The organism is Stutzerimonas stutzeri (assembly GCF_051028275.1).
Classification (GTDB): Bacteria; Pseudomonadota; Gammaproteobacteria; order Pseudomonadales; family Pseudomonadaceae; genus Stutzerimonas; species Stutzerimonas stutzeri_AS.
The window spans coordinates 1,916,864-1,941,608 of record NZ_CP069269.1 but is presented as its reverse complement, the minus strand read 5'-3'; the positions used below and the strand labels follow the sequence as shown (position 1 = coordinate 1,941,608).

22 protein-coding genes are annotated in these 24,745 nt (G+C 60.7%); 16 read left to right on the top strand and 6 right to left on the bottom strand.

What is annotated here, in order from left to right; all coding sequences use genetic code 11:
• Positions 1 to 107 precede the first annotated feature (107 nt).
• On the top strand, positions 108 to 1,142 hold the full coding sequence (locus JQR87_RS08990) for an NADP-dependent oxidoreductase (RefSeq protein WP_407290797.1): 1,035 nt from the start codon (positions 108 to 110) through the stop codon (positions 1,140 to 1,142).
• Between the two features lie 259 nt (positions 1,143 to 1,401).
• Here the strand turns inward: JQR87_RS08990 and JQR87_RS08985 are convergent, their stop codons facing one another.
• Positions 1,402 to 2,748: an esterase-like activity of phytase family protein gene (locus JQR87_RS08985; RefSeq protein WP_407290798.1), complete on the bottom strand. Its 1,347-nt coding sequence runs from the start codon at positions 2,746 to 2,748 to the stop codon at positions 1,402 to 1,404.
• Positions 2,749 to 3,527: 779 nt separating this feature from the next.
• Between JQR87_RS08985 and nirB the strand changes: the two genes are divergently transcribed.
• From nirB to JQR87_RS08965, 4 genes are all read left to right on the top strand, one after another.
• On the top strand, positions 3,528 to 6,086 hold the full coding sequence (nirB, locus tag JQR87_RS08980) for a nitrite reductase large subunit NirB (protein WP_407290800.1): 2,559 nt from the start codon (positions 3,528 to 3,530) through the stop codon (positions 6,084 to 6,086).
• The gene (gene nirD / locus JQR87_RS08975; RefSeq protein WP_407290802.1) at positions 6,086 to 6,463 is read left to right on the top strand and encodes a nitrite reductase small subunit NirD; all 378 of its coding nucleotides are present in this window, start codon (positions 6,086 to 6,088) and stop codon (positions 6,461 to 6,463) included. Before nirB ends, nirD begins: the two co-directional genes overlap by 1 nt.
• A 181-nt stretch (positions 6,464 to 6,644) precedes the next feature.
• Positions 6,645 to 7,460: a formate/nitrite transporter family protein gene (locus tag JQR87_RS08970; RefSeq protein WP_407290804.1), complete on the top strand. Its 816-nt coding sequence runs from the start codon at positions 6,645 to 6,647 to the stop codon at positions 7,458 to 7,460.
• 936 nt (positions 7,461 to 8,396) lie between these two features.
• The gene (locus JQR87_RS08965; RefSeq protein ID WP_407290806.1) at positions 8,397 to 10,118 is read left to right on the top strand and encodes a protein kinase domain-containing protein; all 1,722 of its coding nucleotides are present in this window, start codon (positions 8,397 to 8,399) and stop codon (positions 10,116 to 10,118) included.
• Positions 10,119 to 10,121: 3 nt separating this feature from the next.
• Here JQR87_RS08965 and JQR87_RS08960 read toward each other — a convergent pair whose 3' ends face one another.
• Complete coding sequence (locus tag JQR87_RS08960; RefSeq protein WP_407290807.1) at positions 10,122 to 10,448, bottom strand: hypothetical protein; 327 nt, start codon at positions 10,446 to 10,448, stop codon at positions 10,122 to 10,124.
• 232 nt (positions 10,449 to 10,680) lie between these two features.
• On the opposite strand from JQR87_RS08960, the gene JQR87_RS08955 reads away from it, so the two are divergent.
• The 3 genes from JQR87_RS08955 (at position 10,681) to JQR87_RS08945 (ending at position 13,561) form a co-directional block, all read left to right on the top strand.
• Complete coding sequence (locus JQR87_RS08955; protein WP_407290809.1) at positions 10,681 to 12,123, top strand: hydroxysqualene dehydroxylase; 1,443 nt, start codon at positions 10,681 to 10,683, stop codon at positions 12,121 to 12,123.
• Between the two features lie 93 nt (positions 12,124 to 12,216).
• Entirely contained in the window at positions 12,217 to 12,525 is a 309-nt protein-coding gene (locus JQR87_RS08950; RefSeq protein ID WP_407290810.1) for a hypothetical protein, read from the top strand.
• 358 nt (positions 12,526 to 12,883) lie between these two features.
• On the top strand, positions 12,884 to 13,561 hold the full coding sequence (locus JQR87_RS08945) for a TIGR04211 family SH3 domain-containing protein (RefSeq protein WP_407290812.1): 678 nt from the start codon (positions 12,884 to 12,886) through the stop codon (positions 13,559 to 13,561).
• A gap of 21 nt (positions 13,562 to 13,582) precedes the next feature.
• On the opposite strand, the gene JQR87_RS08940 is transcribed toward JQR87_RS08945, so the two are convergent.
• Positions 13,583 to 15,700 carry a putative bifunctional diguanylate cyclase/phosphodiesterase gene (locus JQR87_RS08940; RefSeq protein ID WP_407290814.1) on the bottom strand — a complete coding sequence of 706 codons (2,118 nt, stop codon included), beginning with the start codon at positions 15,698 to 15,700 and terminating at the stop codon, positions 13,583 to 13,585.
• A gap of 511 nt (positions 15,701 to 16,211) precedes the next feature.
• Here JQR87_RS08940 and JQR87_RS08935 point away from each other — a divergent pair.
• Genes JQR87_RS08935 through JQR87_RS08910 form a run of 6 tightly spaced genes read left to right on the top strand, consistent with a single transcriptional unit; the run spans position 16,212 to position 21,628 of the window.
• Positions 16,212 to 17,063, top strand: a complete 852-nt coding sequence (locus JQR87_RS08935) for an STAS domain-containing protein (protein WP_407290815.1) — start codon at positions 16,212 to 16,214, stop codon at positions 17,061 to 17,063.
• On the top strand, positions 17,063 to 17,425 hold the full coding sequence (locus tag JQR87_RS08930) for an STAS domain-containing protein (RefSeq protein WP_407290817.1): 363 nt from the start codon (positions 17,063 to 17,065) through the stop codon (positions 17,423 to 17,425). The genes JQR87_RS08935 and JQR87_RS08930 overlap by 1 nt, the downstream gene beginning before the upstream one ends.
• Positions 17,422 to 17,826 (top strand): anti-sigma regulatory factor, encoded by a 405-nt coding sequence (locus tag JQR87_RS08925; protein WP_407290818.1) that lies wholly within the window; start codon positions 17,422 to 17,424, stop codon positions 17,824 to 17,826. Before JQR87_RS08930 ends, JQR87_RS08925 begins: the two co-directional genes overlap by 4 nt.
• Entirely contained in the window at positions 17,823 to 18,827 is a 1,005-nt protein-coding gene (locus JQR87_RS08920) for an ATP-binding protein (RefSeq protein WP_407290820.1), read from the top strand. The genes JQR87_RS08925 and JQR87_RS08920 overlap by 4 nt, the downstream gene beginning before the upstream one ends.
• Positions 18,820 to 19,677, top strand: a complete 858-nt coding sequence (locus tag JQR87_RS08915) for a sensor histidine kinase (RefSeq protein ID WP_407290821.1) — start codon at positions 18,820 to 18,822, stop codon at positions 19,675 to 19,677. Before JQR87_RS08920 ends, JQR87_RS08915 begins: the two co-directional genes overlap by 8 nt.
• Positions 19,667 to 21,628, top strand: a complete 1,962-nt coding sequence (locus JQR87_RS08910) for a response regulator (protein ID WP_407290823.1) — start codon at positions 19,667 to 19,669, stop codon at positions 21,626 to 21,628. Before JQR87_RS08915 ends, JQR87_RS08910 begins: the two co-directional genes overlap by 11 nt.
• A 26-nt stretch (positions 21,629 to 21,654) precedes the next feature.
• Here JQR87_RS08910 and JQR87_RS08905 read toward each other — a convergent pair whose 3' ends face one another.
• The 3 genes from JQR87_RS08905 to JQR87_RS08895 form a co-directional block, all read right to left on the bottom strand.
• Positions 21,655 to 21,858 (bottom strand): DUF3079 domain-containing protein, encoded by a 204-nt coding sequence (locus JQR87_RS08905; RefSeq protein ID WP_407290824.1) that lies wholly within the window; start codon positions 21,856 to 21,858, stop codon positions 21,655 to 21,657.
• 90 nt (positions 21,859 to 21,948) lie between these two features.
• Positions 21,949 to 22,629, bottom strand: coding sequence for an RES family NAD+ phosphorylase (locus JQR87_RS08900; protein WP_407290826.1), 681 nt, complete (start codon positions 22,627 to 22,629; stop codon positions 21,949 to 21,951).
• Positions 22,629 to 23,030, bottom strand: a complete 402-nt coding sequence (locus JQR87_RS08895; RefSeq protein WP_407290828.1) for an MbcA/ParS/Xre antitoxin family protein — start codon at positions 23,028 to 23,030, stop codon at positions 22,629 to 22,631. The genes JQR87_RS08900 and JQR87_RS08895 overlap by 1 nt, the downstream gene beginning before the upstream one ends.
• Positions 23,031 to 23,251: 221 nt before the next feature.
• On the opposite strand from JQR87_RS08895, the gene JQR87_RS08890 reads away from it, so the two are divergent.
• A complete protein-coding gene (locus tag JQR87_RS08890) occupies positions 23,252 to 23,950 on the top strand; it encodes a DUF2064 domain-containing protein (RefSeq protein WP_407290830.1) in 699 nt (232 codons plus the stop codon).
• The gene (locus JQR87_RS08885; RefSeq protein ID WP_407290832.1) at positions 23,943 to 24,650 is read left to right on the top strand and encodes a glycosyltransferase; all 708 of its coding nucleotides are present in this window, start codon (positions 23,943 to 23,945) and stop codon (positions 24,648 to 24,650) included. The genes JQR87_RS08890 and JQR87_RS08885 overlap by 8 nt, the downstream gene beginning before the upstream one ends.
• The last annotated feature ends 95 nt before the right edge of the window (positions 24,651 to 24,745 follow it).

Sequence of the window (24,745 nt, the reverse complement as noted above, 5' to 3'; positions counted from 1 at the left end):
GGCGTCAGGTTTTTTCTTCAGCGTGAGCCCAGCCGCCCGCGAATGGAACGTCCCGCCCACCCCAGGCTCCCATTTTGATCTGTTGATCAATCAATCGGAGAACCTCGATGGCGCAACAATCGCAACACAACCGCAGCATCCGCCTCGCTTCGCGTCCGCATGGCGCGCCAACGCGCGACAACTTCCGGCTCGAAACCCATCCGTTACCGAGCCCAGGCGACGGCCAGCTATTACTGCGCACGGTCTATCTTTCACTGGACCCCTATATGCGCGGCCGCATGAGTGCCGGCCCCTCATACGCCCCGCCGATGGAGGTCGGCGATGTGATGGTTGGCGGTACGGTATGCCGCGTCGTCGAGTCACGTCATGCGGATTATCAGGAAGGCGACTGGGTGCTCGCTGGCAATGGCTGGCAGGACTATGCGCTGTCCGATGGACAAGGGCTGATCAAGCTCGACCGCAACATGCAGCACCCTTCGCATGCCCTCGGCGTGCTGGGCATGCCTGGGTTCACTGCCTATATGGGGCTGCTCGACATTGGCCAGCCCAAGGCTGGGGAAACGTTGGTGGTTGCGGCGGCCACCGGCCCGGTCGGAGCGACAGTTGGACAAATCGGCAAGCTTAAAGGCTGCCGGGTCGTGGGCATTGCCGGTGGGGCTGAAAAATGCCGGCATGCTGTCGAGACGCTCGGCTTCGATGCCTGTGTCGATCACCGGGCCAGTGACTTTCCAGATCGGCTGGCCCAGCACTGTCCCCATGGCATCGACATTTACTTTGAAAACGTCGGCGGCAAGGTATTCGATGCCGTGCTACCACTACTCAACACCAGCGCACGGGTGCCGGTCTGCGGGGTCGTTGCCCAGTACAACAGCACCGATCTGCCAGACGGCCCGGACCGCCTGCCATTGCTGCTCGACACCCTTCTGAAAAAGCGCATGCGCATGCAGGGCTTCATCATCTTCAACGACTACGGTCACCGCTACGACGAGTTTGCCCGAGACATGAGCGCCTGGTATGCCGAAGGCAAGGTCAAATATCGCGAGCAGATCGTACAGGGCCTGGAGAATGCGCCCGAGGCGTTTATCGGCCTGCTTGAAGGCAAGAACTTCGGAAAGTTGGTCGTGCAGGTTGGCGAGGCCTGAGTCCTTTCTGGCCATTCGGGGCGCATAAGACGCCGGCTTGTTTTTTTTGGGGGGGGGCTGGAGCGTAAACGCCAGCCCCAACGGTCGAAACGCAAGTCGGCGAAACCCAATCCTCAATGTATCGCCGACTCCGCCAGCAAGACTCATTATCCCGCTCGCTCTTACAGATGCACTAGCGAAACCGCATGCTGTTTGTAGCAGCGCGCTTGCTCGCGATCCGCCCACCTCTGTCAAGCGCAGCGCGATGCATCGGGATCTTTCAGCCCTGCCCCAACCCGGCGGACATCTCACAACGCCGCGCATCCCTCGCCTGTTGCAAGTGCGGCGGGCGTACGCCGGGGATTGGCTTGGCCAGCCGGATTTTCAGGAACTCGGTGGCGTCTGCGTTAAGGCCCCTACCGCCGCCGTAGGGGAAGTTGTTGTCGTTGGCCACCAGCAAGGTGCGCGAGTCCAGCGGCAACACGCTTTCTATAGTCACGTACGGAAAGGTGAACGAACGCAGGCCGTCACGGTTCAGGTCGTCTGGGTCGGCAAGCTGCATGAGGTCGACCACTTCAGTCTTGTGAACAGCCCCGCCGCTTGCGACACCACGCGTGTCGATCAGGTAGATTTTTTTGAACGGTGTGCCATTGGTGGCCGTCGCTCCGTTGCGTTCGATAACCAGAAAGCGTGTCTCGTCGACAGCGGTCATGTCGCCGATGGCGTGATCGGGCGCTTGCAGGCGATAAAAGAACACCTTTCCGGTGTAGCGCTCCTGATCGATGTCGAACTCATTGATACGCAGCGTGCCGGCAGGATCGCCATTGACGGTCTTTTCCAACAGCGCATACAGACGGTCGCCACGCGGGTTGATTGCCATCCCTTCGAAACCGCCCGAACCGTTCAGGTTGGCAGTCGCGCGCCCCGCTACGACGTCGGCGTGCTGCGGGGCGTAGACACCCGGCAGCGAGATGGCGCTGCGAGTAACGGTGCCAGACGCATCGGTCTTGACCAGGTACGGGCCGAACTCATCGCCAAACCACATCGCGCAGTTCTTGTCGCGGCGCACCGACTCGACGTCCAGGTCGGCGCCGGTCAACAGCCGACCAAAGTTGATGGCGCTGTCCACGCGCGGCTTGGAGCCGTCGTTGTAATAAAAGCGGTAATCGGCCTGGATCGGCAGTCCCAGCTTCTGATTGACATCGTTAAGCGTCAGGCGCGACGGATGGGTGAAACGCGCCAGGGGTGCACCGCTGAGGTAGTCGCTCGCGCTGACCTTGCCGCTGCCGCCAGTAGCTGTACGGAAATCCGGCCGGACGCTGTAGAGCCGCAACAAGGTGTCTGCAGAGTTGGTCTGACCGCCGAAACCGTTGTCGGTCATGAATATGAAGCTGTTTTCATCCGCACCCGGCAGCACTGCGGAGAAGCCCTGGACCGGTTGGCGGTTTTCATACGGTGGCGCGAAAGTCCCGTAGGGGTTCGCGCTGGCCATCTGCCCCGAAGTCGGGCCATCTGAGAAGGTATCGGCCGGCATCATTGCCCACCCCACCAAGGTGTTGCTGGCGGCCATGGCCGGAGCGGAGATCGCAGCGGCAAGCGCTACGACCAGCGGCTTAAGGATTCGCATGTAGGGTTCTCCATCCAGTCGGAGCCGGCGCTGCGCGACATGCACGACGCTCTGGCATCGGAGACCAACCATAGAAACTGACTGTGTCAGGAATATGGCTAAAAACTGAAGAAGTGTCGACATAACGGCGCAACAGCTTGCGAAGACAGCATCCGGCTAGGACTGGCAGGGTTTCAGGCGACGTAATGCGACTCGCTGCCTGGGCGAGGTTGAACCAGGCGCGGGTATCAAGCAGCAGGTTGGTACCGTTCAAGCCCTCATCGCGCCGCTTTCACCGCTAGCTGTTCAAGCTCGGTACCAACTGCGCCGGGCAGCCTGCGATGCCAAACCAGCGCGAACCGATTGGCGGCGGGGTGAGTGGCCACACTCATGACACGCGAACGGCCGTGAGCAGCTATCGCCCCAAAAAAGGGATCGCTCGGCGAGTACCGCACCTTTGTGGTTCGACTCTGGCGGGGCTACAGCCAGATGCCGTATTCCGTAGGGCGGGCTTTAGCCCGCCAGTACTGCGCAGCTCCGCCCTTTCTCAGGGTCGCTGGCACGCAACCTGCTATGGCTTAGGCAACGCCTGCCGAGCGATTCGGCAGAGCCTCCCACGGTCAGCGAAGACCACTAGCCGTAAACGGCGCGGGACAGGTGCAACGGGCAACGAGGCTCGACAGTCACCTCCATACCATACGAATACCAGGCAAAGGCGCCTGGAGCTGCCCGACGGCTCCAGGCGCCTTTTTTGTTTTTGTACGACGGAGTCGCACGCGGCTTCGACGGAGGAACCGGTCATGAACGCAATCGTCACCCCGATCAAGAGTGAAACGCTGGTCGTTATCGGCAACGGAATGGTCGGCCACCACTGCGTCGAGCAGCTCGTCGAGCGCGGCGCGCTGGGTCAGTACCAAATCCATGTGTATGGTGAAGAGCGCCAACGCGCCTATGACCGCGTGCACCTCTCCGAATATTTCGGTGGCCGCGATGCCGATTCACTGGCCCTGTGCGAGGCCGACTACTACGCCACCCACGGCGTGAATCTGCACCTGAATGTGCAGGTGCTGGAAATTGACCGGGAACGCAAGGAGGTGGTCACCAGCGAAGGCCGTCAGGCCTACGACAAACTGGTCCTGGCGACCGGCTCCTATCCCTTCGTGCCGCCGATCCCTGGCGCTGACGGTAATGCGCGCCTGGTCTATCGCACCCTGGATGATCTCGACGCCATCCGCGCTGCCGCCAGCAACGCTCAACGCGGCGTAGTCATCGGTGGCGGGCTGCTCGGGCTGGAAGCCGCCAACGCGCTCAAGTCGCTCGGCCTCGAAGCCCATGTGGTCGAGTTCGCCCCGCGCCTGATGCCGGTGCAGCTCGATGAGGAAGGCGGCGAGGCACTCAAGGCTCGCATCGAGGCGCTGGGCGTCGGCGTGCACCTGTCACGCGCCACTCAGGAAATCGTAGTCGGCGAGGAATATGCCTATCGGATGAATTTCAACGACGGCGAGTTTCTTGAAACCGACCTGATTGTCTTCTCCGCCGGTATCCGCCCGCAGGACGCCCTGGGCCGCAGCGCTGATCTGGAAATCGCGCCACGCGGCGGTGTAGTGATCGACTCCGACTACCGCACCAGCGACCATTCGATCTTCGCCATTGGCGAATGTGCGTCCTGGAACGGCATGGTCTTCGGCCTGGTCGCCCCTGGTTACACAATGGCACGCAACCTGGCCGCCCTGCTCACCGGCGCACCGCATCAGCCGTTCAGCGGCGCCGACATGTCGACCAAGCTCAAGCTGCTCGGCGTCGACGTCGGGTCCATCGGGGACGCTCATGCCGCCACGCCTGGTGCCAAGAGCTACCGTTTCATCGACGAAGCCAACGCCAGCTATCGACGTCTGGTGCTATCCGCAGACGGCAAACGGGTCATCGGCGCGGTGCTGATTGGCGACAACAGCTACTACGACACCCTGCTTCAGTACGCGCAGAACGGCATCAAGCTTCCGGCCGATCCGTCCAGCCTGATATTGCCCTTGTCCGATGGAGCTCCGACGCTGGGCGCGGACGCCCTGCCCGACACCGCGACGCTCTGCTCATGCCACAACGTCACCAAAGGCGCAGTCTGCTGTCAGGTCGATGCTGGCGTTATCGATCTCGGCGAACTCAAAGCTGCCACCAAAGCCGGCACCGGTTGCGGCGGTTGCAGCGCCTTGCTCAAGCAAGTCTTCGAGCATGAGCTGACCGCCCGTGGCGTGGAAGTCGACAAGAGCCTGTGCGAGCACTTCGCCCACACCCGCCAGGCGCTGTACGGCATCGTGCGCGTCGAAGGCATCCTCAGCTTCGAAGAGTTGCTGGCCAAGCATGGCCGCGGCCACACCGGCTGCGACATCTGCAAGCCCGCCGTGGGCTCGATTCTCGCCTCTTGCTGGAACCAGCCGATCACCGATCCCGGTTTGATTCCGCTGCAGGACACCAACGATACCTTCATGGCGAACATGCAGAAGAACGGCACCTACTCCGTGGTGCCGCGCATCGCCGGCGGTGAAATCACCCCGGACAAGCTGATCGCCCTGGGCGCCGTCGCCAAGAAATACGACCTCTACACGAAGATTACCGGTGGTCAGCGCATCGACCTGTTCGGCGCCCAGCTGCATGAGCTGCCGGACATCTGGGGCGAGCTGATCGAAGCGGGTTTCGAGACCGGCCATGCGTACGGAAAGTCGCTGCGAACGGTGAAGTCCTGCGTCGGCAGCACCTGGTGCCGCTACGGCGTGCAGGACAGCGTGGGCATGGCGCTGCGTTTGGAGGATCGCTACAAGGGGCTGCGCGCGCCGCACAAGATCAAGTTTGGCGTTTCCGGCTGCACCCGTGAATGCGCCGAGGCGCAAAGCAAGGACATCGGCGTCATCGCTACGGAAAACGGCTGGAACCTCTACGTTGCAGGCAACGGCGGCATGCGTCCGCGCCACGCCGAACTCTTTGCCACGGATCTGGATGACGAAACCCTGATCCGCTACATCGACCGCTTCCTGATGTTCTACATCCGCACCGCCGACAAGCTTCAGCGCACCTCCGTCTGGCGTGAGTCGCTCGAGGGCGGCCTCGACTACCTCAAGGACGTCATCATCGACGACAGCCTGAACCTCGCCGCCGAGCTGGAAGCACAGATGCAGCGGGTGGTCGATCGCTATGAGTGCGAATGGGCCAACGCCATCAAGGACCCGGAAAAGCTCAAGCGCTTCCGCACCTTCGTGAACGACCAGCGCGGCGATCCGGACATTCACTTCGTCAAGGAACGCGGCCAGCGCCGACCCGCGCACGCATCCGAACTTCATCTGATTCCCGTCACCGAGGAGGTGCTCTGATGAGCCAGCCCAACGCTATCGGCAAGCAACCAACCGAGTCCGTCTGCTGGCGCGCGCTGTGCAGCCGCCGCGATCTGGTCGCCAATTCAGGCGTGGTCACCTGGCTGGACGGCAAGCAGGTGGCGCTGTTTCACCTGCCTGAAACGGAGACCGGCGAGCAGGTGTTCGCCATCTCCAACAAGGACCCGAAATCGGGCGCCAATGTGATCGGTCGCGGCATTTTGGGGCAGCTGAAGGGCGACCTGGTGATTGCGTCGCCGCTGTACAAGCAGCACTTCCGCCTGACTGACGGCAGCTGCCTGGAATATCCGGAACAGCAATTGCAGGTTTGGCCAGCACGCCTCAATGGCGATGCAGTGGAAATCGCCGTCGAGTGAATTTCCTGCGGTTGAGAGCGCTCCCCAGTGCTTCCACGATCAGGCCCACAGGGGGAGCGGTCCTGACCGGGAGTTTTTTTCTAACAGTTAGCGCACGCACTGCCCGGCGATTCGCCGGGCCAGACACGAATCCAGCCCGCCCCCTTTGGTCGGGCTCTAAAACGCCCACAGGGAAACCGTCATGTCCTACATCATTCCTTCGGAATTCGTCACCAAGATGGTCGACGCCGGTGAGTCCAAGATTTTCATGTCCACACGGGATACGCTGATTCGCGCCTTCATGGCGGGCGCCATCCTGGCTCTGGCCGCGGTATTCGCCGTGACCATCACCGTGCAGACCGGCTCGCCGCTGGTGGGCGCGATGTTGTTCCCGGTCGGTTTCGTCATGCTTTACCTGATGGGGTTCGACCTGCTCACCGGCGTCTTTGTCCTCGCGCCGCTGGCGCTTCTGGACAAGCGCCCGGGCGTGACCGTCAACGGCGTGCTGCGCAACTGGGGGCTGGTGTTTCTGGGTAACTTCGGTGGAGCGCTCACCGTCGCCTTCATGATGGCCTTCGTGTTCACCATGGGCTTTTCCACCGATCCGGGCCCCGTTGGCGAAAAGATCTCTCACGTCGGTGAGTCGCGTACCCTGGGCTACGCCGAGTTCGGCGCCGCTGGCTGGTTCACCATCTTCCTGCGCGGCATGCTGTGTAACTGGATGGTCTCGATGGGCGTGGTTGGCGCGATGATTTCCACTTCCGTCAGTGGCAAGGTCATCGCCATGTGGATGCCGATCATGCTGTTCTTCTTCATGGGCTTCGAGCATTCGGTCGTGAACATGTTCCTCTTCCCCTCGGCGATGATCATGGGCGGCAATTTCTCGGTCATGGATTACATGGTCTGGAACGAAATCCCGACCGCGCTGGGCAATCTGGTGGGCGGTCTGGCCTTCACTGGCCTGACGCTCTACACAACCCACGTCCGGACCGCACCGAAGCGCGCACTGGCGCGTTGAGACGGCAATAGAGCGATCCAACTGCTTCGCCAGCAAGCTGGCTCCTACAAAGGCGGCGGTGACGTCACTGGAGGTCAGGCACACATGCTGTAAGAGCGAGCTTGCTCGCCAATAGCTGGCCGATACCACAAGCCAGCGTGACGTTGGGAACAGCTTCGCCAGCAAGCTGGCTCCTACGAAAGGCGGCGGTGACGTCACTCGAGATCAGCAACACATCCTGTAGGAGCGAGCTTGCTCGCGAATAGCTGGCCGATACCACGAAGCAAGCGTGACGCTGGGAACAGCTTCGCCAGCAAGCTGGCTCCTACAAAGGCAGCGGTGACATCACTCGAGATCGGGCACACCCCCTGTAGGAGCGAGCTTGCTCGCCAATAGCTGGCCGATACCACAAGCCAGCGTGACGCTGGAGCAGCTTCGCCAGCAAGCTGGCTCCTACAAAAGGCAACGGTGACGTCACTCAAGTCAGGCACACATCCTGTAGGAGCGAGCTTGCTCGCGATAACTGGCCGATACCATGAAGCAAGCGTGACGCCGGAGCAGCTTCGCCAGCAAGCTGGCTCCTACGAAAGGCGGCGGTGACGTCACTCGAGATCAGCAACACATCCTGTAGGAACGAGCTTGCTCGCGAATAACTGGCCGATACCACAAGCCAGCGTGACGCTGGAGCAGCTTCGCCAGCAAGCCGGCTCCTACGAAAGGCGGCGGTGACGTCACTCGAGATCGAGCAACATCCCGTAGGAGTGAGCTTGCTCGCGAATAGCTGGCCGATATCACGAAAGCAGCGTGACGCTGGAGCAGCTTCGCCAGCAAGCTGGCTCTTACAAAGGCAGCGGTAACGTCACTCGAGATCAGGCACACCCCCTGTAGGAGCAAGCTTGCTCGCGATCAGGTTGTTGCGCCGCTTACGCAAGATTGGTTGGGTTAGATGTCGAGCAAATGAGCAGTCAACTCAAGGTTTCGGTGGGCCAACACACCGACAAGGGCGTCAAGGAAACCAATCAGGATTTCCATGGCGTCTACATTCCCAACGAACCCCAACTGAGCACCAAGGGCATCGCCATCGCCCTGGCTGATGGCATCAGCAGCAGCGCCGTCAGTCACATCGCCAGCGAGTCGGCCGTCAGCGGCTTCTTCGCTGACTACTACAGCACCTCTGACGCCTGGTCGGTGAAAACCTCGGCGCAACGCGTTTTGATGGCGACCAATTCCTGGCTGCATGCCCAGGGCCAACAGAGCCCTTATCGATTCGATCCGGATCGTGGCTACGTGTGTACCTTCAGTGCGCTGATTATCAAGTCGACCACCGCGCACCTGTTCCACGCGGGCGACTCTCGCATCTACCGGGTCCAGGGTGCTGCGCTGGAGCAACTGACCAACGACCACCGCATGTGGCTCTCGGAAGACAAGAGCTACCTGAGCCGGGCATTGGGTATCCATCCGCAGCTCGATTTGGACTACCGAGCCGAGCCGGTCGAGGTGGGCGACACCTTCATCCTTGCTACCGACGGCATCTACGAGTGGATCAGCGCGTCGTCAATGCTCGGTGCCGTAGCCCACCACAGTAACGACCTCGACGCAGCCGCGCGGGCCATCGTCGAGCAAGCGCTTGAACAGGGCAGCGACGACAACCTCACGGTGCAGATCCTGCGCATCGACGCGCTTCCGTTACAGGCCGCCGAGGAGCTGTTCCAGCAGCTGACCGAACTCCCCTTCCCGCCCATTCTTGAAGCGCGCGCGTCATTCGACGGCTACACCATCGTGCGTGAAGTGCACGCCAGCAGCCGCAGCCATGTCTACCTCGCCACCGATGATGAAAGCCACACGACGGTGATCATCAAGACGCCCTCGATGGACCTGCAACGGGACGTGCAGTATCTGGAACGCTTCCTCATGGAGGACTGGGTGGCGCGCCGCATCGACAGCGCGAATGTAGCCAAGCCGTGCATGCAGACGCGCAAGCGCAACTACCTGTACAGCGTCAGTGAATACGTCGAAGGCCAGACGCTGGCGCAATGGATGATCGACAATCCCCGCCCCGACCTGGAAACCGTGCGTGGCATCGTCGAGCAGATCGCCAAAGGCGTCCGAGCCTTTCACCGTCTGGAAATGCTGCATCAGGATCTGCGTCCGGCCAACATCATGATCGACGGCACCGGCACGGTGAAAATCATCGATTTCGGCTCCACTCGCGTTGCCGGCCTCATGGAAGTGGCTTCGCCCATCGCACGCAACGAGCTGCTAGGCACCGCGCAGTACACGGCGCCTGAGTACTTTCTTGGCGAGAGTGGCACCCCTCGTTCTGACATGTTTTCGCTGGCGGTAATCACCTACCAGATGCTGACAGGCGCGTTGCCATATGGCACTCAGGTCGCCAGCTGCCGCACCCGCGCGGCGCAAAACAAGCTCAGCTATCGACCAATCCGCGAGCACGACCGCGGCGTACCGGCCTGGATCGATGACGTCCTGCGTAAGGCGCTGCATCCAGACCCGTACAAACGCTATGAGGACATGTCGGAATTTGTCTTCGAGCTGCGCCAGCCAAACCAGTCTTTTCTAAACAAGGCGCGCCCGCCTCTTCTGGAACGCAACCCGGTGCTGTTCTGGAAAGGCGTTTCACTGCTGCTGATGATTGCCGTGATCGTGTTGCTCGTACGCTAAGCATCAATCCGGTCGTTGCGGCGCGTAAACGTTGAGTTCCGGATCGGTAATGCCATCTTTCGAAGGGTCGAGAATCCAGCGCAGTTGCGTTACGAGCTCCTCACAATTTTCGCCGCGCTGCTGCCAATCCTGAAACGCGATACGCGCCGCAGTCAGCGATGACTCAGCGACCTGCTCAGCCTCGGTCGTGGCGTCAACGGGCTGCCACTGATCGAAGACCGATTTGAGCGCGTGCTGCGCCTGCTCGACGCCCAGCTCGCCGTCGGCCCAGCGCGACGTGATGTCCTGTGCTTTCTGCAAGGCGGTTACTGAGGGGTTAGACGAGTCCATCTTGGGGTTACCTCCAGCTAATGCTTGTTTTGCTTGGAGTGCTGCAGCACCTGCAAATTCGCCCCGCCGATCAGCCGAAGCGTTGATGCTGCAGATGTGCCGTCGAATAAAGGGGTGATTGCCAACCTGCCGTTCGGCCCCTTATCGGAACGCGTGCTCAAGATGCGGTGCCAGATCAAAAACGGCTCTGTTTGCTTTGATCCTTCCGCTCTTCCGATGGCGAGGCCTAATCTTGACTTCAAAACAGTCCAGCCAGAACGCCGATGTGGTCATCGTCGGCGCAGGTATTGCCGGACTTTCCTGTGCGGTACGCCTGGCCGATGCTGGCTTGCGTGTCATCGTATTGGAGAGCAGTGACGTTCCGGGCGGTCGCGCGCGCAGCTGGGCAGACCCCACCACGGGTCTCGATGTCGATATCGGCCCCCATGTGCTGCTCAATAAGTACGCGAACATGCAGGCCCTGCTGGAACGCCTGGGCACGGCCCATCAGATCTGCTGGCAAACGGAGGAATTGCTGACAGTGCTCGACCGGGGCAAGCATCTACGATTCAAGGTCGGCGGTCTGCCCGCACCACTGCACTATGCGCGCAATCTGCGGCAAATGCTGCGCAACGTTCCGCTGCGTCATCTGCTCAGCAATGTCCGCTTGGGTTGGCGAACCATGCGCAGCTCGCCGCGCGAGCTGATGATGCTGGACGACCGTAACGGCCGCGACTACCTGCTGAGCAGCGGTGTCAGCCCCGGATTTATCGATTGGTTCTGGGCGTCGGCCTCCATGGCGTTTCTCAACTTGCCCGTCGAACAATGCTCGGCCGCCTCACTGATGCGCCTGCTGGCGCAGGGCCTGGGGCACAACGACCTGGCCTTCGGCTTCCCAAAGGTAGGCCTGAGCGACCTCTATGCCTGGCCGGCGATTCGGTTGCTACAACGCAACGGCTGTCAAATACGCTTCGGCTGCGCCGTTAACGGCCTGGATCGGCTCGGATCGGACGTGCGCGGGGTGACGCTTGCTGATAGTTCCAGTATCGAAGCATCAGCGGTCGTGCTCGCCGTGCCGCCCACCGCAATTGAATCGGTACTGCCTCGCCACCACTTGCTGACTAAGACCGCGGCCCGCTTCGAGCCCAGCCCTTATATCAGTTGCTACCTATGGTTTGATCGCACACTCAGCGACGCTCGCTTCTGGGCGCGCCCATGGTCTCCGGAGTGCTTCAACACGGACTTCTATGACCTGGCGAACATTCGCGACGGCGCGACCGGTCCAGGCTCAATGATTGCCACCAACATCATCTGGAGCCACCGCGCCGCCGAGCTGTCGGACCGGGAAATCATCGACGCAACGCTCGCGGAAATCGCCGACTTCGCTCCAGCAGTACGACAGGCCAACGTGGTAGGCACAGCCGTACACCACATACCGATGTCAGTCCCCTGTGCGGCACCTGGAATCGAAACCAGCCGACCTGCCATACAACAGGAAAAAGGACTGTTCATCGCTGGCGACTGGGCCAATACCGGGCTGCCGTTCTGTATGGAAAGCGCGACACGTGCTGGCGCGCTCGCGGCAGAACAACTGCTGGCAGAGCGCGGCATTACGGCGAAACTGGCGTTGCCAACCCCTGTGCCTGGCGGCCTGACCAAATGGCTCAGGCGCAGCGATAGTCCCGATGGCTTCTAGACGCCAAAACTGGGCCTTGGAGCCCCGCTTTCGCATCGAGCGCACGCGCTTGTGGTCGTATCAGAAAGCACGCTACTTGCCCGGAACCTCTGCATGCACCTGATCAATCTCTTTCTGCCATTGTACGACAACGACCAGCGCGCATTGCCCAAGGCGCTGTTTGCTGAAGTTCGGGACGAACTCGTCAATGAGTTTGGCGGCCTTACCGCCCATAGCCGAGCCCCTGTCGATGGGCTCTGGCAAGAGGATGGCCGCCGTGCCGTGCGCGACGACCTGGTGATCTATGAAGTGATGACGGCCGAGCTTGACCGTGCCTGGTGGAGCGAATTTCGCGCGTCGCTGGAGACCCGCTTTCGCCAGGAGCACATTCTGATACGTGTGCAGGCCGTTGAAGTGCTCTAAGCGGCGACGCCACTCGGGGCGCCAATTCACTTGATGACCACCTAGTAGAAGACATTCATTCCGGGTATTTGCGGCGGGCTTTGCTGTTTCTGGTCCATCGCAACCATGCCGCTGCGCACAGAACCGTGAAATTTTAATGAACCCGCCGGGGTTTCCATTGTCAGTCCAGTCTGCAGGACTACAAGGGCCAGTGGCCCACACAGGGAGAAAGCACCCTCCCGCTTATGATCGGCATTTCCGGAGCGCTGTTGTTCGACCTATCGAAGCATGCAGCTGACGCACTTAGCCAGACCGGAATTCCGCCTATGTTTCGGCCCGTTCACCGGGGCCTTCATCTTTGCCAGCGCGAACATTATTCATGCCCTTATCTCGTCATCTCGTTGCACTCCTATCCCGTATCAACTGGACCGTTGTTCAGCGCCGTGCCTACAAAGCCGGCCTAGTCGGTACGTTGCTGGCAGTCATCGCGCCAGCTCACGCTCAACAGGCGACCAATGATCGCTGGGTCAGCGACACGCTCTCCACCTACGTACGCAGCGGCCCTACTGATGGGTATCGCATCGTTGGCAGCCTCACCTCAGGCCAGAAGGTGGAGCTGCTGGATACCAGCGGTGACTACAGCCAGGTACGCGGCGAGAACGGCGATCGCGTCTGGATTCGCAGCAGCGATCTGCAGGAACTCCCGGGTCAGGCCGAACGTGTGCCGCAGCTCGAGCAGCAGGTTGCCGAGCTCAGCGAAGAACTGAAAACCATCGACGAATCCTGGAAAACCCGCGTTCAGGGCATGCAAGAAACCCTTGATTCGCGCAAGGCGCTCATCGATGAACTGGAGGCACGACGCAAGGCTTTGGATCAAGCGCTGACGGCCACCGAATCCGACCTGCGCGAAGCCGAGGCGCGCCTGGGCGACGAGAACAATCAGGTACTGATGCGCTACATGGTCTATGGCGGCAGCATTGCTGGCGCCGGACTGCTGGTGGGCCTGATACTTCCCGCCATGACCCGCGGTCGCAAGCGTAACGACCGCTGGTTCTGATTAGAGCGAATCGAGCGGAACTCAACTCGGTTCGACGACTCGCTCAGGCTCGGATGGTTGGAATGCCGAAGGGGCAAACTCGGACTGACCAGTGCGTTCCAGAATTTGTTCTGGCGTCATCGGTCTGTCCAGGAGAAAGCCCTGCAGTGTCTCGCAACCGAGCCGGGTGAGAAATGCCTGCTGCTCGGCTGTTTCGACGCCTTCGGCTACCACCTCCAGGCCCAGCGCTTTGGCTAGCGCAATGATGGCCGAAACGATGACCGAGTCTTCATTGCCGACACTCATCTCCTTGACGAAAGCCCGGTCGATTTTCAGCTCGCTGGCCGGCAGACGTTTGAGGTAAAGCAAGCTCGAGTAGCCCGTGCCGAAATCATCTATGGAGGCCTTCACGCCCAGCTGCGTGAGTTTTTCCAGCGTTTCGATTGTGGTCTCCGGGCTGCGCATGGCCACGGTTTCGGTCACTTCAATGGTGAGCATCTCCGGCGCAATGCCGTGTCGCTCGATCGCTTCGATCACCGTGCCGACCAGGTCGGGTTGATCGAACTGAACCGCCGAAAGGTTGACCGCCATCGTCCAATCACCAAAGCCCTGCTTGTGCCACGCCCTGAGCTGCTGGCAAGCCTCATTGAGTACCCATTTACCCATTGGGATGATCAAGCCGGTCTTCTCCGCCATCGGCAGGAAGACATCAGGTGACAGCAGGCCACGCTGCGGATGCTGCCAGCGCAACAAGGCCTCGAAACCTCGCACCGGCCCGGCCGGCGCTTCGAACTTGGGCTGGTAGTGCAGGCGCAACTCGCCGTTGGATTCAGCCAGCCTCAAGTCATGCAACAGCTGCAACTGTTCAACCGCATTGGCATTCATCGAGGCTTCGAAAAAACTGTAACCATTTCGGCCCGCGCTTTTGGTGTGGTACATCGCTGCGTCAGCATGCAACAGCAGATCGCGCTCGGTCTGACCGTCACCTGGGTAGACAGCAATACCAATGCTCAACGAAACGCTGAGGGCATAGCGCGAGAGGACGAACGGCTCGCCGACGGTCTGCACCAGCTCGGCAGCCAGGGTGGCTGCGTCGTTGGGATCGGTGATGGTCGCCAGCAGCACGAACTCGTCTCCTCCCAGTCGCGCCAAGGTGTCCTGGGCACGAATGCGGGCGCGAAGGCGCTCGGTCACGCTGATCAGCAACTGGTCGCCCAGGTGATGACCATAGGCATCGTTCACCGCCTTGAAGCCGTCCAGATCCATGAACATCACCGCGAAGCAGGACCGTTCACGCTGCGCCACCTTGAGAGCCTGGCTCATGCGGTCCTCGAGCAACAATCGGTTCGGCAGTCGGGTCAGGTTGTCGTGAAGCGCCAGCTGCAGCAGCTCGCCATTGGCTTTTTCCAACGAGCTTGCCAACACCGAGGTCCGAGCCTGCAGCCGCGCATCCAGCACCGAAACGATCAGGGTGATTGCCAGCACCGCGAGCGTTACCACAATGACCAGTAGCGCCAGCCAGTTGGTATTTACGCCGTTGGCCGCCCCGCAGAAACTCCCCTCCGGAAAGCCCGCCGCTGCCATGCCGGTGTAGTGCATCCCAACTATTGCCAGGCCCATCACCAGTGCCGCAGCACCGCGCCAGATCCGCACGTGCTGCACATTGGACCGCAGCCGGAAGGCCAACAACAGGGCAGCGCCAGACGCGACTACGGCGACCACCACCGAAGCGATCAGCCACGCAATGTCATAGACGATACCGGGTTGTATGCGCAGCGCCGCCATCCCGCTGTAATGCATCGCTGAGATACCCGCTCCGATCAGCAGCGCACCTTGGACAAGACGATTCCAGGGGAGCTCGCTTTGACAGACCAGCCATAGCGCCAGCGCGGAAGCGCCGATGGAGATCAGTAGCGAGCCCGCCGTTATCAAGGGGTCATAACCCAGCGGAATCGGCAGATCGAAGGCCAGCATGCCGATAAAGTGCATCGACCAGATTCCCAGCCCCATCGAGAACGCACCGCCGAGTAACCACCACCTCGCCGCGCGGCCAGCCGACGTCGCAACACGGCCTGCCATGTCCAACGCTGTGTAGGAGGCCAACATGGCCACAACAAACGAAAAGAAAACGAGAATCTCGTTATAGCTACCGACCAGCATTGGCCTTCCTTCCCAGAAACGAAACGTGATCTTGACTGAAAAACCCAATGAAGGCTAAGTGCCATCTATGAAGCACTGCTAGCGGCAACCAAGCCTGAGCTGTTTGCTCTGGTTCTGTTCGCTGTATCGGTTTCGTCTCGGATGGCTGGAGTAGAGGGCACGGATATCTGCCAAACGGTCTTGGACCTACTCGACCATGGGCCTCGACCAACCGTCACGTTCGCGCCATTAAACTTGACCGAACGACCGAACTTGAGGCGAAATGCGGCCACTTTGTCGTCATGAGGACTGGGCTAAGCGCCGCACCAGCGTGCTACACGGTTCGATCCCGCTATACATCCCGGGTGGGTGTGCTTGGTCACGCCCTCGGCTCGTTCCGCTCTGTATTGCTTTCAAACACTTGTGCCGTCTGGCCGCTGATCGGCCAGGGGCAGTTCTGCCCCACCGGAACGCCTGCCATCAATTCGGATCAAACTCGATACCGCTGCACTTCCTACAAGGACCCGCGCCAATGGCCTCATTGCAACAACGCACCTTCTCCGTAATTGCCAAGAAACAGCACGAGCTGCTCGACAGCTGGACCCGAGAGCTTGAAGCCAGCGGCATGTATCGCAACGTCAAGATCGAAGAGTTTCGCCAGCAGACCGCCGAATTCATCCGTTTGCTGATCGAAGGGGCTGGCCAGGCCGAAACCACCGATCTGCGCGCGGGTAGCTGGGAAGAGATGCGCCTGTTTCTCGAGCAGCTGTCACGCAGCCGCGTGCTGCTGGGATTCGATTCGCAGCAAACGGCTGGCTTCATCTTCTCGTTCAAGCGCCCATTGATGCCGCTGCTGCAGGACGAATACGCCGACGAGCCGGCTTTGCTTGCTGAACAACTCTGGACGCTCTCCGAGCTGATCGACCAACTCGGCTTGCACACCGTGCGCACCTTCCAGAAATCCCGTGAAGCAGTCATCAAGCGTCAGCAGGAGGAGCTGCTCGAGCTGTCCACCCCTGTGGTCAAGCTATGGGACGGCGTCCTCGCGCTGCCGATGATCGGCACCCTCGACTCTCAGCGCACTCAGGTGGTAATGGAGTCGCTGCTGCAACGAATCGTCGATACCGGTTCGGAAATTGCCATCATCGACATCACCGGCGTGCCGACTGTGGACACACTGGTCGCCCAACACTTGCTGAAGACGGTCACGGCCATTCGCCTGATGGGTGCCGATGCAATCATCAGTGGGGTACGGCCACAGATCGCGCAGACCATCGTGCACCTGGGGCTCGATCTTCAGGGCATCGTCACCAAGGCTTCTCTGGCTGATGCGCTGGCGCTTGCGCTGCGTCGCTCCGGGCTGACTGTCAGCAAGGCGGTGTAATGGAGCGCATTCCAATACTACGAATGGGCGAGTTTCTGCTCGTCACCATTCAGGTCGACATGCACGACCAATTGGCACTGACCCTGCAGGACGATCTGGCCGAGCGCATCAGCTCGACGTCTGCCAAAGCGGTGCTGATCGACATCTCCGCGCTGGACATGGTCGATTCGTTCATTGGCCGCATGATCAGCTCGATCTCAGGGCTATCCCGCATCATGGACGCCGAAACGGTCGTGGTTGGCATGCAGCCCGCAGTGGCAATCACGCTGGTCGAATTGGGGCTGACGCTGCAAGGCGTGAGCACTGCGCTCAACGTCGAAAGAGGCATGCAGCTGCTGCATAAACGGATGGCCGCTAAATGACCGTTCGCACCAGCGGCAGCACCCCGGTACGAATCGAACAGGACGTGGTCATGGCGCGCCAGGCGGTTCGCAAACTGGCGCAAGACTGTGGCATGCGCTTGATCGACCAGACCAAGCTCGTCACCGCGGTCAGCGAATTGGCCCGTAACACCGTCGTCTACGGCGGCGGTGGCGATATGGACTGGGAGGTACTGGATGAAGGCCCGCGGACCGGCATTCGCCTGACCTTTCGTGACGAGGGACCAGGCATCGCTGACATCAAACTGGCGCTAACCGATGGCTGGACCTCTGGCGGCGGCCTCGGGCTCGGGCTGACCGGCGCCAGGCGTCTGGTGGACGACTTCGAACTCGACAGTACACCGGGCATCGGCACACGCATCAGCATTACCAAATGGTCATGAACATCCAGGGGTCCGTCACCACCGTTCTGCCGATTGAAGACGAAAGCCAGATCGGCCATGCGCGGCGCGTCGCACAATCACTGGCCGTCGAGCTTGCGTTCGACAAGACCGATGCCGGTCGCGTCGCACTGGTTGCAACGGAGCTGGCGACCAACCTGCTCAAACATGCGCACCATGGCGCTTTGCATCTGCGCAAGTTACCGGCGCTGAGCGGTCAAGGAATCGAGCTGATCGCCATAGACCGTGGCCCAGGATTCAACCCCAACGAATGCCTGGCCGATGGGTTCTCCACCGGTGGCACTCAGGGGACAGGGCTCGGTGCGTTGACGCGGCAGACACAGCTGTTCGATATTTATTCCGACAGCAGAGGCTCGGTAGTGCTGGCGCAGCTGTACCCTCGTCGCGTTTCGGCGCTGCCACTTCGGTTCGGGGTCAGTCAGCATTCGCTAAAGGACGACCCGGCCTGCGGTGACGTCTGGCACCTGGCTATAGATGGCTCAAAGCTTAGTGCGCTGGTCATCGACGGCATCGGACATGGTGAAGATGCTGAGGAGGCCGGTCTGGCCGGTGCTGCCGCTTTTGCCGAGACCCCGTTTGCCGACCCAGCGATCAGCATGCTCGACCTGCACCAGGCGATGATCGGCACACGCGGTGGCGCAGCAGCCATCTCGTTGTTCGACGCTGGCAAGGTGCGTTTCGCCGGAATTGGCAACATCGGGGCTTGCCTGCTGACATCCGAAAAGAGTCGCGGCATGGCGTCTCATCCTGGCATCGTTGGTTCTCAATTTCGCAAGGCCGTTGCGTTCGACTACCCCATCGACTCGCGGCAGCTTCTGGTCATGTTTAGCGATGGGCTACAGTCGCGTTGGGACCTGCGCGACTACCCTGGTCTGGTGCATCGTCACCCGGCCATTATCGCTGCGCTGTTACACCGCGACTTCTGCCGTGGCCGCGACGACGTGACCGTCATGGTGATTGCGCTGGAGGCAATCGTTGACTGACTCGAACACGAACGATCTTATTGACCAGCTGCGCAACGAGAACGACCTCTTACGCGCCGAACTCGAAGAAACCAACCAGGGCGTCCTCGCGCTTTATGCCGAACTCGACACCCAGGCCGAGCAGTTGCGTCAGGCCTCAGATCTGAAAAGTCGCTTTTTGTCGTACATGAGCCACGAGTTCCGTACGCCGCTGGGCTCCATTCGCAGTATTACCCGTCTGCTCAGCGATGAGCTTGACGGTCCGCTCAGCCCGGAACAGCACAAACAGGTGCTGTTCATCAGTGGCGCAGCCGGCGAGCTCAGCGACATGGTCGATGATCTGCTCGATCTGGCCAAGATCGAAGCAGGTCGCATCACCATTTCCCCGGCCTGGTTCGACATGTTGGACCTGTTCGCTGCGTTGCGCGGGATGTTTCGCCCGATCGTCGACGCCAACGCGGTGGACCTGATCTTCGAAGAGCCGCAACACATGCCACGGCTCTATACGGACGACAAGAAGCTCGCGCAGATCCTGCGCAATTTCATTTCCAATGCGCTCAAGTTCACCCAGAACGGCGAGGTGCGTATTTCCGCCTGTGCCGAAGGCGACGGCGAGGTTCGCTTCGCCGTGACGGACACAGGCATCGGTATTCCGGAAGACATGCACGTCAATCTGTTCGAAGACTTCGTCCAGATCGATACCCCGTTGCAGAAGCGCCTTCGTGGCACCGGCCTGGGGCTGTCGCTGTGCAAACGCTTCGCCGAGCTGCTGGGTGGCCGCGTTGGTGTCGACAGCAAGCCGGGGGTGGGATCGACATTCTACGTAGTCATTCCCGTCGCGATTTCCACGGAGCGCCCAGATGGAGCATAAAAGCCGGCTGCTGATCGTCGACGACAATGCTGCGACCCGCTATGCAATACGCCGGGTGCTGGAGCGCCACGGTTACGCCGCGCTCGAAGCCGGAACGGGCACCGAAGGACTGGGCCTGATCGCCTCCGGGGAAATAGACGCGCTGATCCTCGACGTGAATCTCCCCGACATGAGCGGCTTCGATATCGTGCGCCAGCTGCGAACCGATGACCGCACGCGTCTGCTTCCGGTGATTCACGTTTCCGCAGCATCGATCCAGACCGGCGACATCATTACCGGCCTGGATGCAGGAGCCGACGCCTATCTCATCCATCCGGTCGACCCGGACGTGCTCCTGGCTACCCTGCGTACGCTGTTGCGTGTGCGAGATACCGAGCATGCGCTACGTGAAAGCGAGGCGCGGTTTCGTGAGATTTTCTCCCAGGTGTCGGCGCCAATTGCGGTTATCGACCCACAGTTGCGGATCCATGAAAGCAACCGTGCGCTTTCCCTGTTGCTCCGCGATCAACCGGAACCAACCGCATTGACTGCGAGCCTTGCCGAGGGGCAAGACGCCAAGTTGCAGACGCTGCGGGACAGTCTGGCGAGTGGCTCCCGCTGGCATGACACCTTGATCATGCATGTGGCGGGCGAGCATCGCGAAACCAAGTGGCAGGTTTCACCCTACAGATCGTCTGAACTCGGCCTGGTGGTCATCGAAGACATTACCGAACAGCGTCAACGCGAGCGATCGCAACGGCAGCAACTCGACAACGCCAACAACGAGCTTGCTCGCGAAGTCGCCGAGCGCGTCCGCACCGAAGGGCAGCTGATGCAGGCGCAGAAGATGGACGCGCTGGGCAAACTGACCGGTGGCATCGCGCACGACTTCAACAACCTGCTGACCGGTATCATTACTGGCATCGAACTGCTCAAGAAGCGCCTGCAAGAAGGCCGCACCGATGCCGTCCTGCGTTTTGCCGATACAGCGCTCAACTCGGCTCGCAGTGCCGCGTCGATGACCAACCGTCTATTGGCCTTCGCCCGGCAGCAACCGCTGGATGCGCGTCCGGCAAACCTCAACGACCAGATCCGCTCGCTCGAAGAGCTGCTGCAGCGAACCATCGGCGAGCACATATCGCTGAATCTGGAGCTGTCTGAGCAAAGCGCGGTGGCCCAGGTCGATGCGAATCAGCTTGAAAGCGCCATCCTCAATCTGGTCATCAATGCGCGCGATGCCCTGCCCCGTGGCGGCAATATCACCATCCGCACAGCTGCCTTACGGTCTGAGCATGATCCAGACCTGGCTGACGGAAACTATGTCGTGCTGACCGTGAAGGATGATGGTACCGGCATCGCACCGGATATCCTTGGCAAGGTCTTCGACCCCTTCTTCACCACGAAACCGCTTGGCCAAGGTACCGGCCTGGGTTTGTCATCGATTTATGGATTCGCCCGGCAATCCGGCGGCGAAGCCAGGCTGAGCAGCGTTGTCGGTGAGGGCACCGAAGTCTCGCTGGTGCTTCCAGCAGCCGCCGTTACCACCCAAACGGTCATCGCCTCGGGCAATGACCTGCCGCAGGGCAACGGGGAGCATGTTCTCATCGTCGAGGACATGCCGGCCGTCCGTATGCTGGTCGCTGAGATGCTGAGCGAGGCTGGCTATCGATGCAGTGAAGCCGGTGACGTCGCTACCGCATTGTCAGTGCTGCAGGACGACCCCAGCGTCAATTTGCTGTTGACCGACGTGGGGCTTCCTCAGCTTTCCGGACGGGAGCTGGCTGACGCAGCGCGAGCGCATCGCCCTGCTCTACCCGTGTTGTTCATGACGGGTTACGCGGAAAACGCGGTCCGCCGCGATCGCTTTCTCGCCGCCGGAATGGATATGGTGGTCAAGCCGTTCCAGATTGGCGAGCTGCTCGGTAAAGTGCGGCAGATGCTCGATCAGACAGCGACGTCTGCTGCTGGCTGATCGGGCCGCAACGCCGGCAGCGCGCGTCAGTGCTTTGTTTCATGCTTGTCGGTCGCGATCAGGTCTTCCCAGTCGCCGAACTTGTACCAATCGTCCCCCATCATTTCAGCTGGATGCTGGGTTCGGCCTGCACCGTTGCCGCAGGCCAGCGAGTCGGCGGGGCAATAGCGATCGCACCCCCAGCAGATGCGCTCGGGGTGCGGCGGGTTCAGCGGAAATTTCTTGGCCATCGCAGGCCTCGGTCGTCGCATGGAAATGAGCGGTCAGGCTAACCAGCTCAGCCTTTGACGGACTTGATCCGGCTCAAGAGCCCTCTGATCTCAGACTTTGACCTCGGTCAGTTCCATCACGTGGGTGATCGCGCCCATCTTGGCGTCCCAGACATAGCGAAAATGCGCACCTTGTACAGGGAGCGAAACCGCCTGCGGACGAAAGGCTGCGACACACTCATGCCCTTCCAGCCTCACGCTTCGATAGAGCAGCCCCCAGGTCTTGCCGTCGCGATGCTCACGTGCGAAAGCCTGACTGGCAACGTAAGTGGTCAGGTCCGGTTGATGGAGTTCAGGATGGTCGCGTACGTCTAACACCGGCTTGATCACCTTGTTGACGTAGGCGCGCATGGTGATTTCGACGTTGGCTTCACGGGTCGCGGCGAGGAAGCGCTCCTGGTGAAATTTGGTTTCGGCAATCGCGGCATCGACCGAACTGGCGCAGTAATAGACACCATAGGTGCCGTCACTAAACCGACTTGGATTGCCGATATGGGTGAACGCGGCCATCACTGCCGTCGAGCCCGGCCCGCTGACCCGGTCGCCCGGTGCCACGCGCTGCAGCATTCCCGCCTCTTCACGAAGCCGGTCGTTGGTCATCGCCTCGATGGCAAACGCCATGTCCAGGTCATCGGGATCGAGCGTGTCTTCAAACACGCCGAGCGGGGGAAACGAACTGTTGACCAGCCGATAAGCCTTTCGCCAGGCCGGCAATACCGATGGCGGCGGCATCAGCCCCGAACCCCGTCCAGATAACGGCGCACGTCCGCCAGATCGACAACCTGACCACCCAACATGTAGTCCAGTGCGCTTTTGCCATTGAACGGTGCAGCATCGTTGGCTTTGTGCACCCACTCATAGGCGCGCTCGCTCTTGTTGCTGAAGATGATCCGCAGCGCCTTGTGAATCCCCATCAGATAGGAAATGCGCTCCAGCGTGTCACGTGGCAAACGCACTTCCGGCAGTTTCTTGTATTTGAAGTAAGTGGTATTACCGACCGACCCCAGGAGCACCCGCTGTTGTTCGGCGCTGCACTTCCACAATCCCATCAGATTGAAGAAGAACGTCAGCGCCACTCGGCCCGCGTCGGGCGAGGTAATGTCGGGCTTGCTGACCGCCTGTTCGAGCTTCATGTGGACTCCGCCTGGTGAGTTGAAACTAGCTATAGGCTACTACGCATACGAATAACTTCAAGTTTTAAATACGCTTATGTATAACTTTCCTTTGGGCACATATGTTCCCGTGGGTGGTATCAATAGCCTGACTGTCATGAACTGGCCTTGTATCGGCAACGCTGGTCGCGGCGCTGAGTCAGATCATCAGTGAAGATTCGAAAGCTATTGGTGGAAACCAGATGGTGAACAGCCGTGCCTTGCCTGCCGATGCGCCTGACGCCGCCGTGCCCGGCCTGGTCCTGTTGTGCAAGCGACCAGCCCTCGGTCACGCCAAGCAGCGATTGGCAGCGACGCTGGGTAAGGAGCGTGCGCTAATATTGGCGAACGCGTTACTCGAGTGCGCTTTGGAGGACCTGTGCCAGTGGCCCGGCGCAAGCGTTATCGCGCCTGACAACTCTGTGCACCTGGAATGGGCGCGCTCACTGGCCCCAGGCGCCCACTGCTTAGCGCAAGCGGAAGGCAACCTGGGCCAGCGTCTAAACGCGCTGGACATCAACCTACGCAATCAAGGCATGCGTCAGCTGATGTTCATTGGCAGCGATTGCCCTGCTCTGACGCCGGGCGACTACCGCAACGTCAAAAGCCTCCTTCAGGACTTCGACACCGTTCTGCTCAATGCACGTGATGGCGGCGTCGTGCTGATGGCCTCGAATCAGCCCTGGCCCGACCTTACTTCACTTCCCTGGAGCACTGGTGATCTGGGGGCTGCACTAGCACAGCTGTGTCGACTGGCGGGGCAGCGGGTTGCCGTTGCTGGCGAGTCCTTTGATATCGACATCGCGGCCGATCTGCCATTGCTTCAAGAAGCCTTGACGAACGATCCCCGCCCCGCGCGACGCCGCCTGCTGGATCACTTACAGATTCAGAGCAATGCGTAACCACCGATCAATCAGCGTAATCATCCCCTGTTGGCGGGATGAGCGCGCATTGGCGCGACTGTTGGACCGTCTGGTCTGCGTATTCATTACCGCGGCTGTTCCTGGTGAAATAATCGTCGTGGACGGGGCCAATAGCGAAACCTGCAAGCAGCTGTGCGAGCGTTTCGCCGCCCACTGGCTGCCGTCCGAGCCCTGTCGCGGTAAGCAGTTAAGGCTCGGCGCCAGCCATGCCCGCTACCCGCTGTTGTGGTTCCTTCACGCTGACGCCGAACTAGCAGGCGAGCCGCTGGGCGCGATGCTGGCCGCCACAGGCAACGGAGCTGTGGGCGGCTACTTTCGGTTCCGCTTCGCTGGTGCACCCAGCTGGCAGGGCTCCGTGCTCGAACGCTTGATCAACTGGCGCTGCCGCCTCGGCGTGCCGTATGGCGACCAAGGACTGTTCGTCGACGCCGCGCAGTATCAGATCTGCGGTCAGCACAGCCCTTGGCAGCTGTTTGAGGAAGTGGAGCTGGTGAAAAAGCTCCGTCGACAGGGTAGATTCGTACGCTTGGATGACGGTGTTCGAGTCGACCCTCGTCGCTGGCAACGCGACGGCTGGTGGCAGCGTTCTCTACGCAACCGCATCCTGGCGCTGAAGTTCGCCTGCGGCGTTCCGGCTGACCGCCTCGCTCGACAATACAACGCACGCAAGCACGGCTGAGCTGCCGAATTGGCCGACTGCTGAACTCTGACCGCTCGACTGTCTCTACAGTTTCTATCCCCCGCACCGAAGCGGGCATTCCGGAGAGAAACTGT

Excerpts from the sequence above, each read along its gene's own strand:
- JQR87_RS08990 (WP_407290797.1), top strand. The coding sequence starts at position 108 with ATGGCGCAACAATCGCAACACAACCGCAGCATCCGCCTCGCTTCGCGT.
- JQR87_RS08985 (WP_407290798.1), bottom strand. The coding sequence starts at position 2,748 with ATGCGAATCCTTAAGCCGCTGGTCGTAGCGCTTGCCGCTGCGATCTCC.
- nirB (WP_407290800.1), top strand. The coding sequence starts at position 3,528 with ATGAACGCAATCGTCACCCCGATCAAGAGTGAAACGCTGGTCGTTATC.
- nirD (WP_407290802.1), top strand. The coding sequence starts at position 6,086 with ATGAGCCAGCCCAACGCTATCGGCAAGCAACCAACCGAGTCCGTCTGC.
- JQR87_RS08970 (WP_407290804.1), top strand. The coding sequence starts at position 6,645 with ATGTCCTACATCATTCCTTCGGAATTCGTCACCAAGATGGTCGACGCC.
- JQR87_RS08965 (WP_407290806.1), top strand. The coding sequence starts at position 8,397 with ATGAGCAGTCAACTCAAGGTTTCGGTGGGCCAACACACCGACAAGGGC.
- JQR87_RS08960 (WP_407290807.1), bottom strand. The coding sequence starts at position 10,448 with ATGGACTCGTCTAACCCCTCAGTAACCGCCTTGCAGAAAGCACAGGAC.
- JQR87_RS08950 (WP_407290810.1), top strand. The coding sequence starts at position 12,217 with ATGCACCTGATCAATCTCTTTCTGCCATTGTACGACAACGACCAGCGC.
- JQR87_RS08945 (WP_407290812.1), top strand. The coding sequence starts at position 12,884 with ATGCCCTTATCTCGTCATCTCGTTGCACTCCTATCCCGTATCAACTGG.
- JQR87_RS08940 (WP_407290814.1), bottom strand. The coding sequence starts at position 15,700 with ATGCTGGTCGGTAGCTATAACGAGATTCTCGTTTTCTTTTCGTTTGTT.
- JQR87_RS08935 (WP_407290815.1), top strand. The coding sequence starts at position 16,212 with ATGGCCTCATTGCAACAACGCACCTTCTCCGTAATTGCCAAGAAACAG.
- JQR87_RS08930 (WP_407290817.1), top strand. The coding sequence starts at position 17,063 with ATGGAGCGCATTCCAATACTACGAATGGGCGAGTTTCTGCTCGTCACC.
- JQR87_RS08925 (WP_407290818.1), top strand. The coding sequence starts at position 17,422 with ATGACCGTTCGCACCAGCGGCAGCACCCCGGTACGAATCGAACAGGAC.
- JQR87_RS08920 (WP_407290820.1), top strand. The coding sequence starts at position 17,823 with ATGAACATCCAGGGGTCCGTCACCACCGTTCTGCCGATTGAAGACGAA.
- JQR87_RS08910 (WP_407290823.1), top strand. The coding sequence starts at position 19,667 with ATGGAGCATAAAAGCCGGCTGCTGATCGTCGACGACAATGCTGCGACC.
- JQR87_RS08905 (WP_407290824.1), bottom strand. The coding sequence starts at position 21,858 with ATGGCCAAGAAATTTCCGCTGAACCCGCCGCACCCCGAGCGCATCTGC.
- JQR87_RS08900 (WP_407290826.1), bottom strand. The coding sequence starts at position 22,629 with ATGCCGCCGCCATCGGTATTGCCGGCCTGGCGAAAGGCTTATCGGCTG.
- JQR87_RS08895 (WP_407290828.1), bottom strand. The coding sequence starts at position 23,030 with ATGAAGCTCGAACAGGCGGTCAGCAAGCCCGACATTACCTCGCCCGAC.
- JQR87_RS08890 (WP_407290830.1), top strand. The coding sequence starts at position 23,252 with ATGGTGAACAGCCGTGCCTTGCCTGCCGATGCGCCTGACGCCGCCGTG.
- JQR87_RS08885 (WP_407290832.1), top strand. The coding sequence starts at position 23,943 with ATGCGTAACCACCGATCAATCAGCGTAATCATCCCCTGTTGGCGGGAT.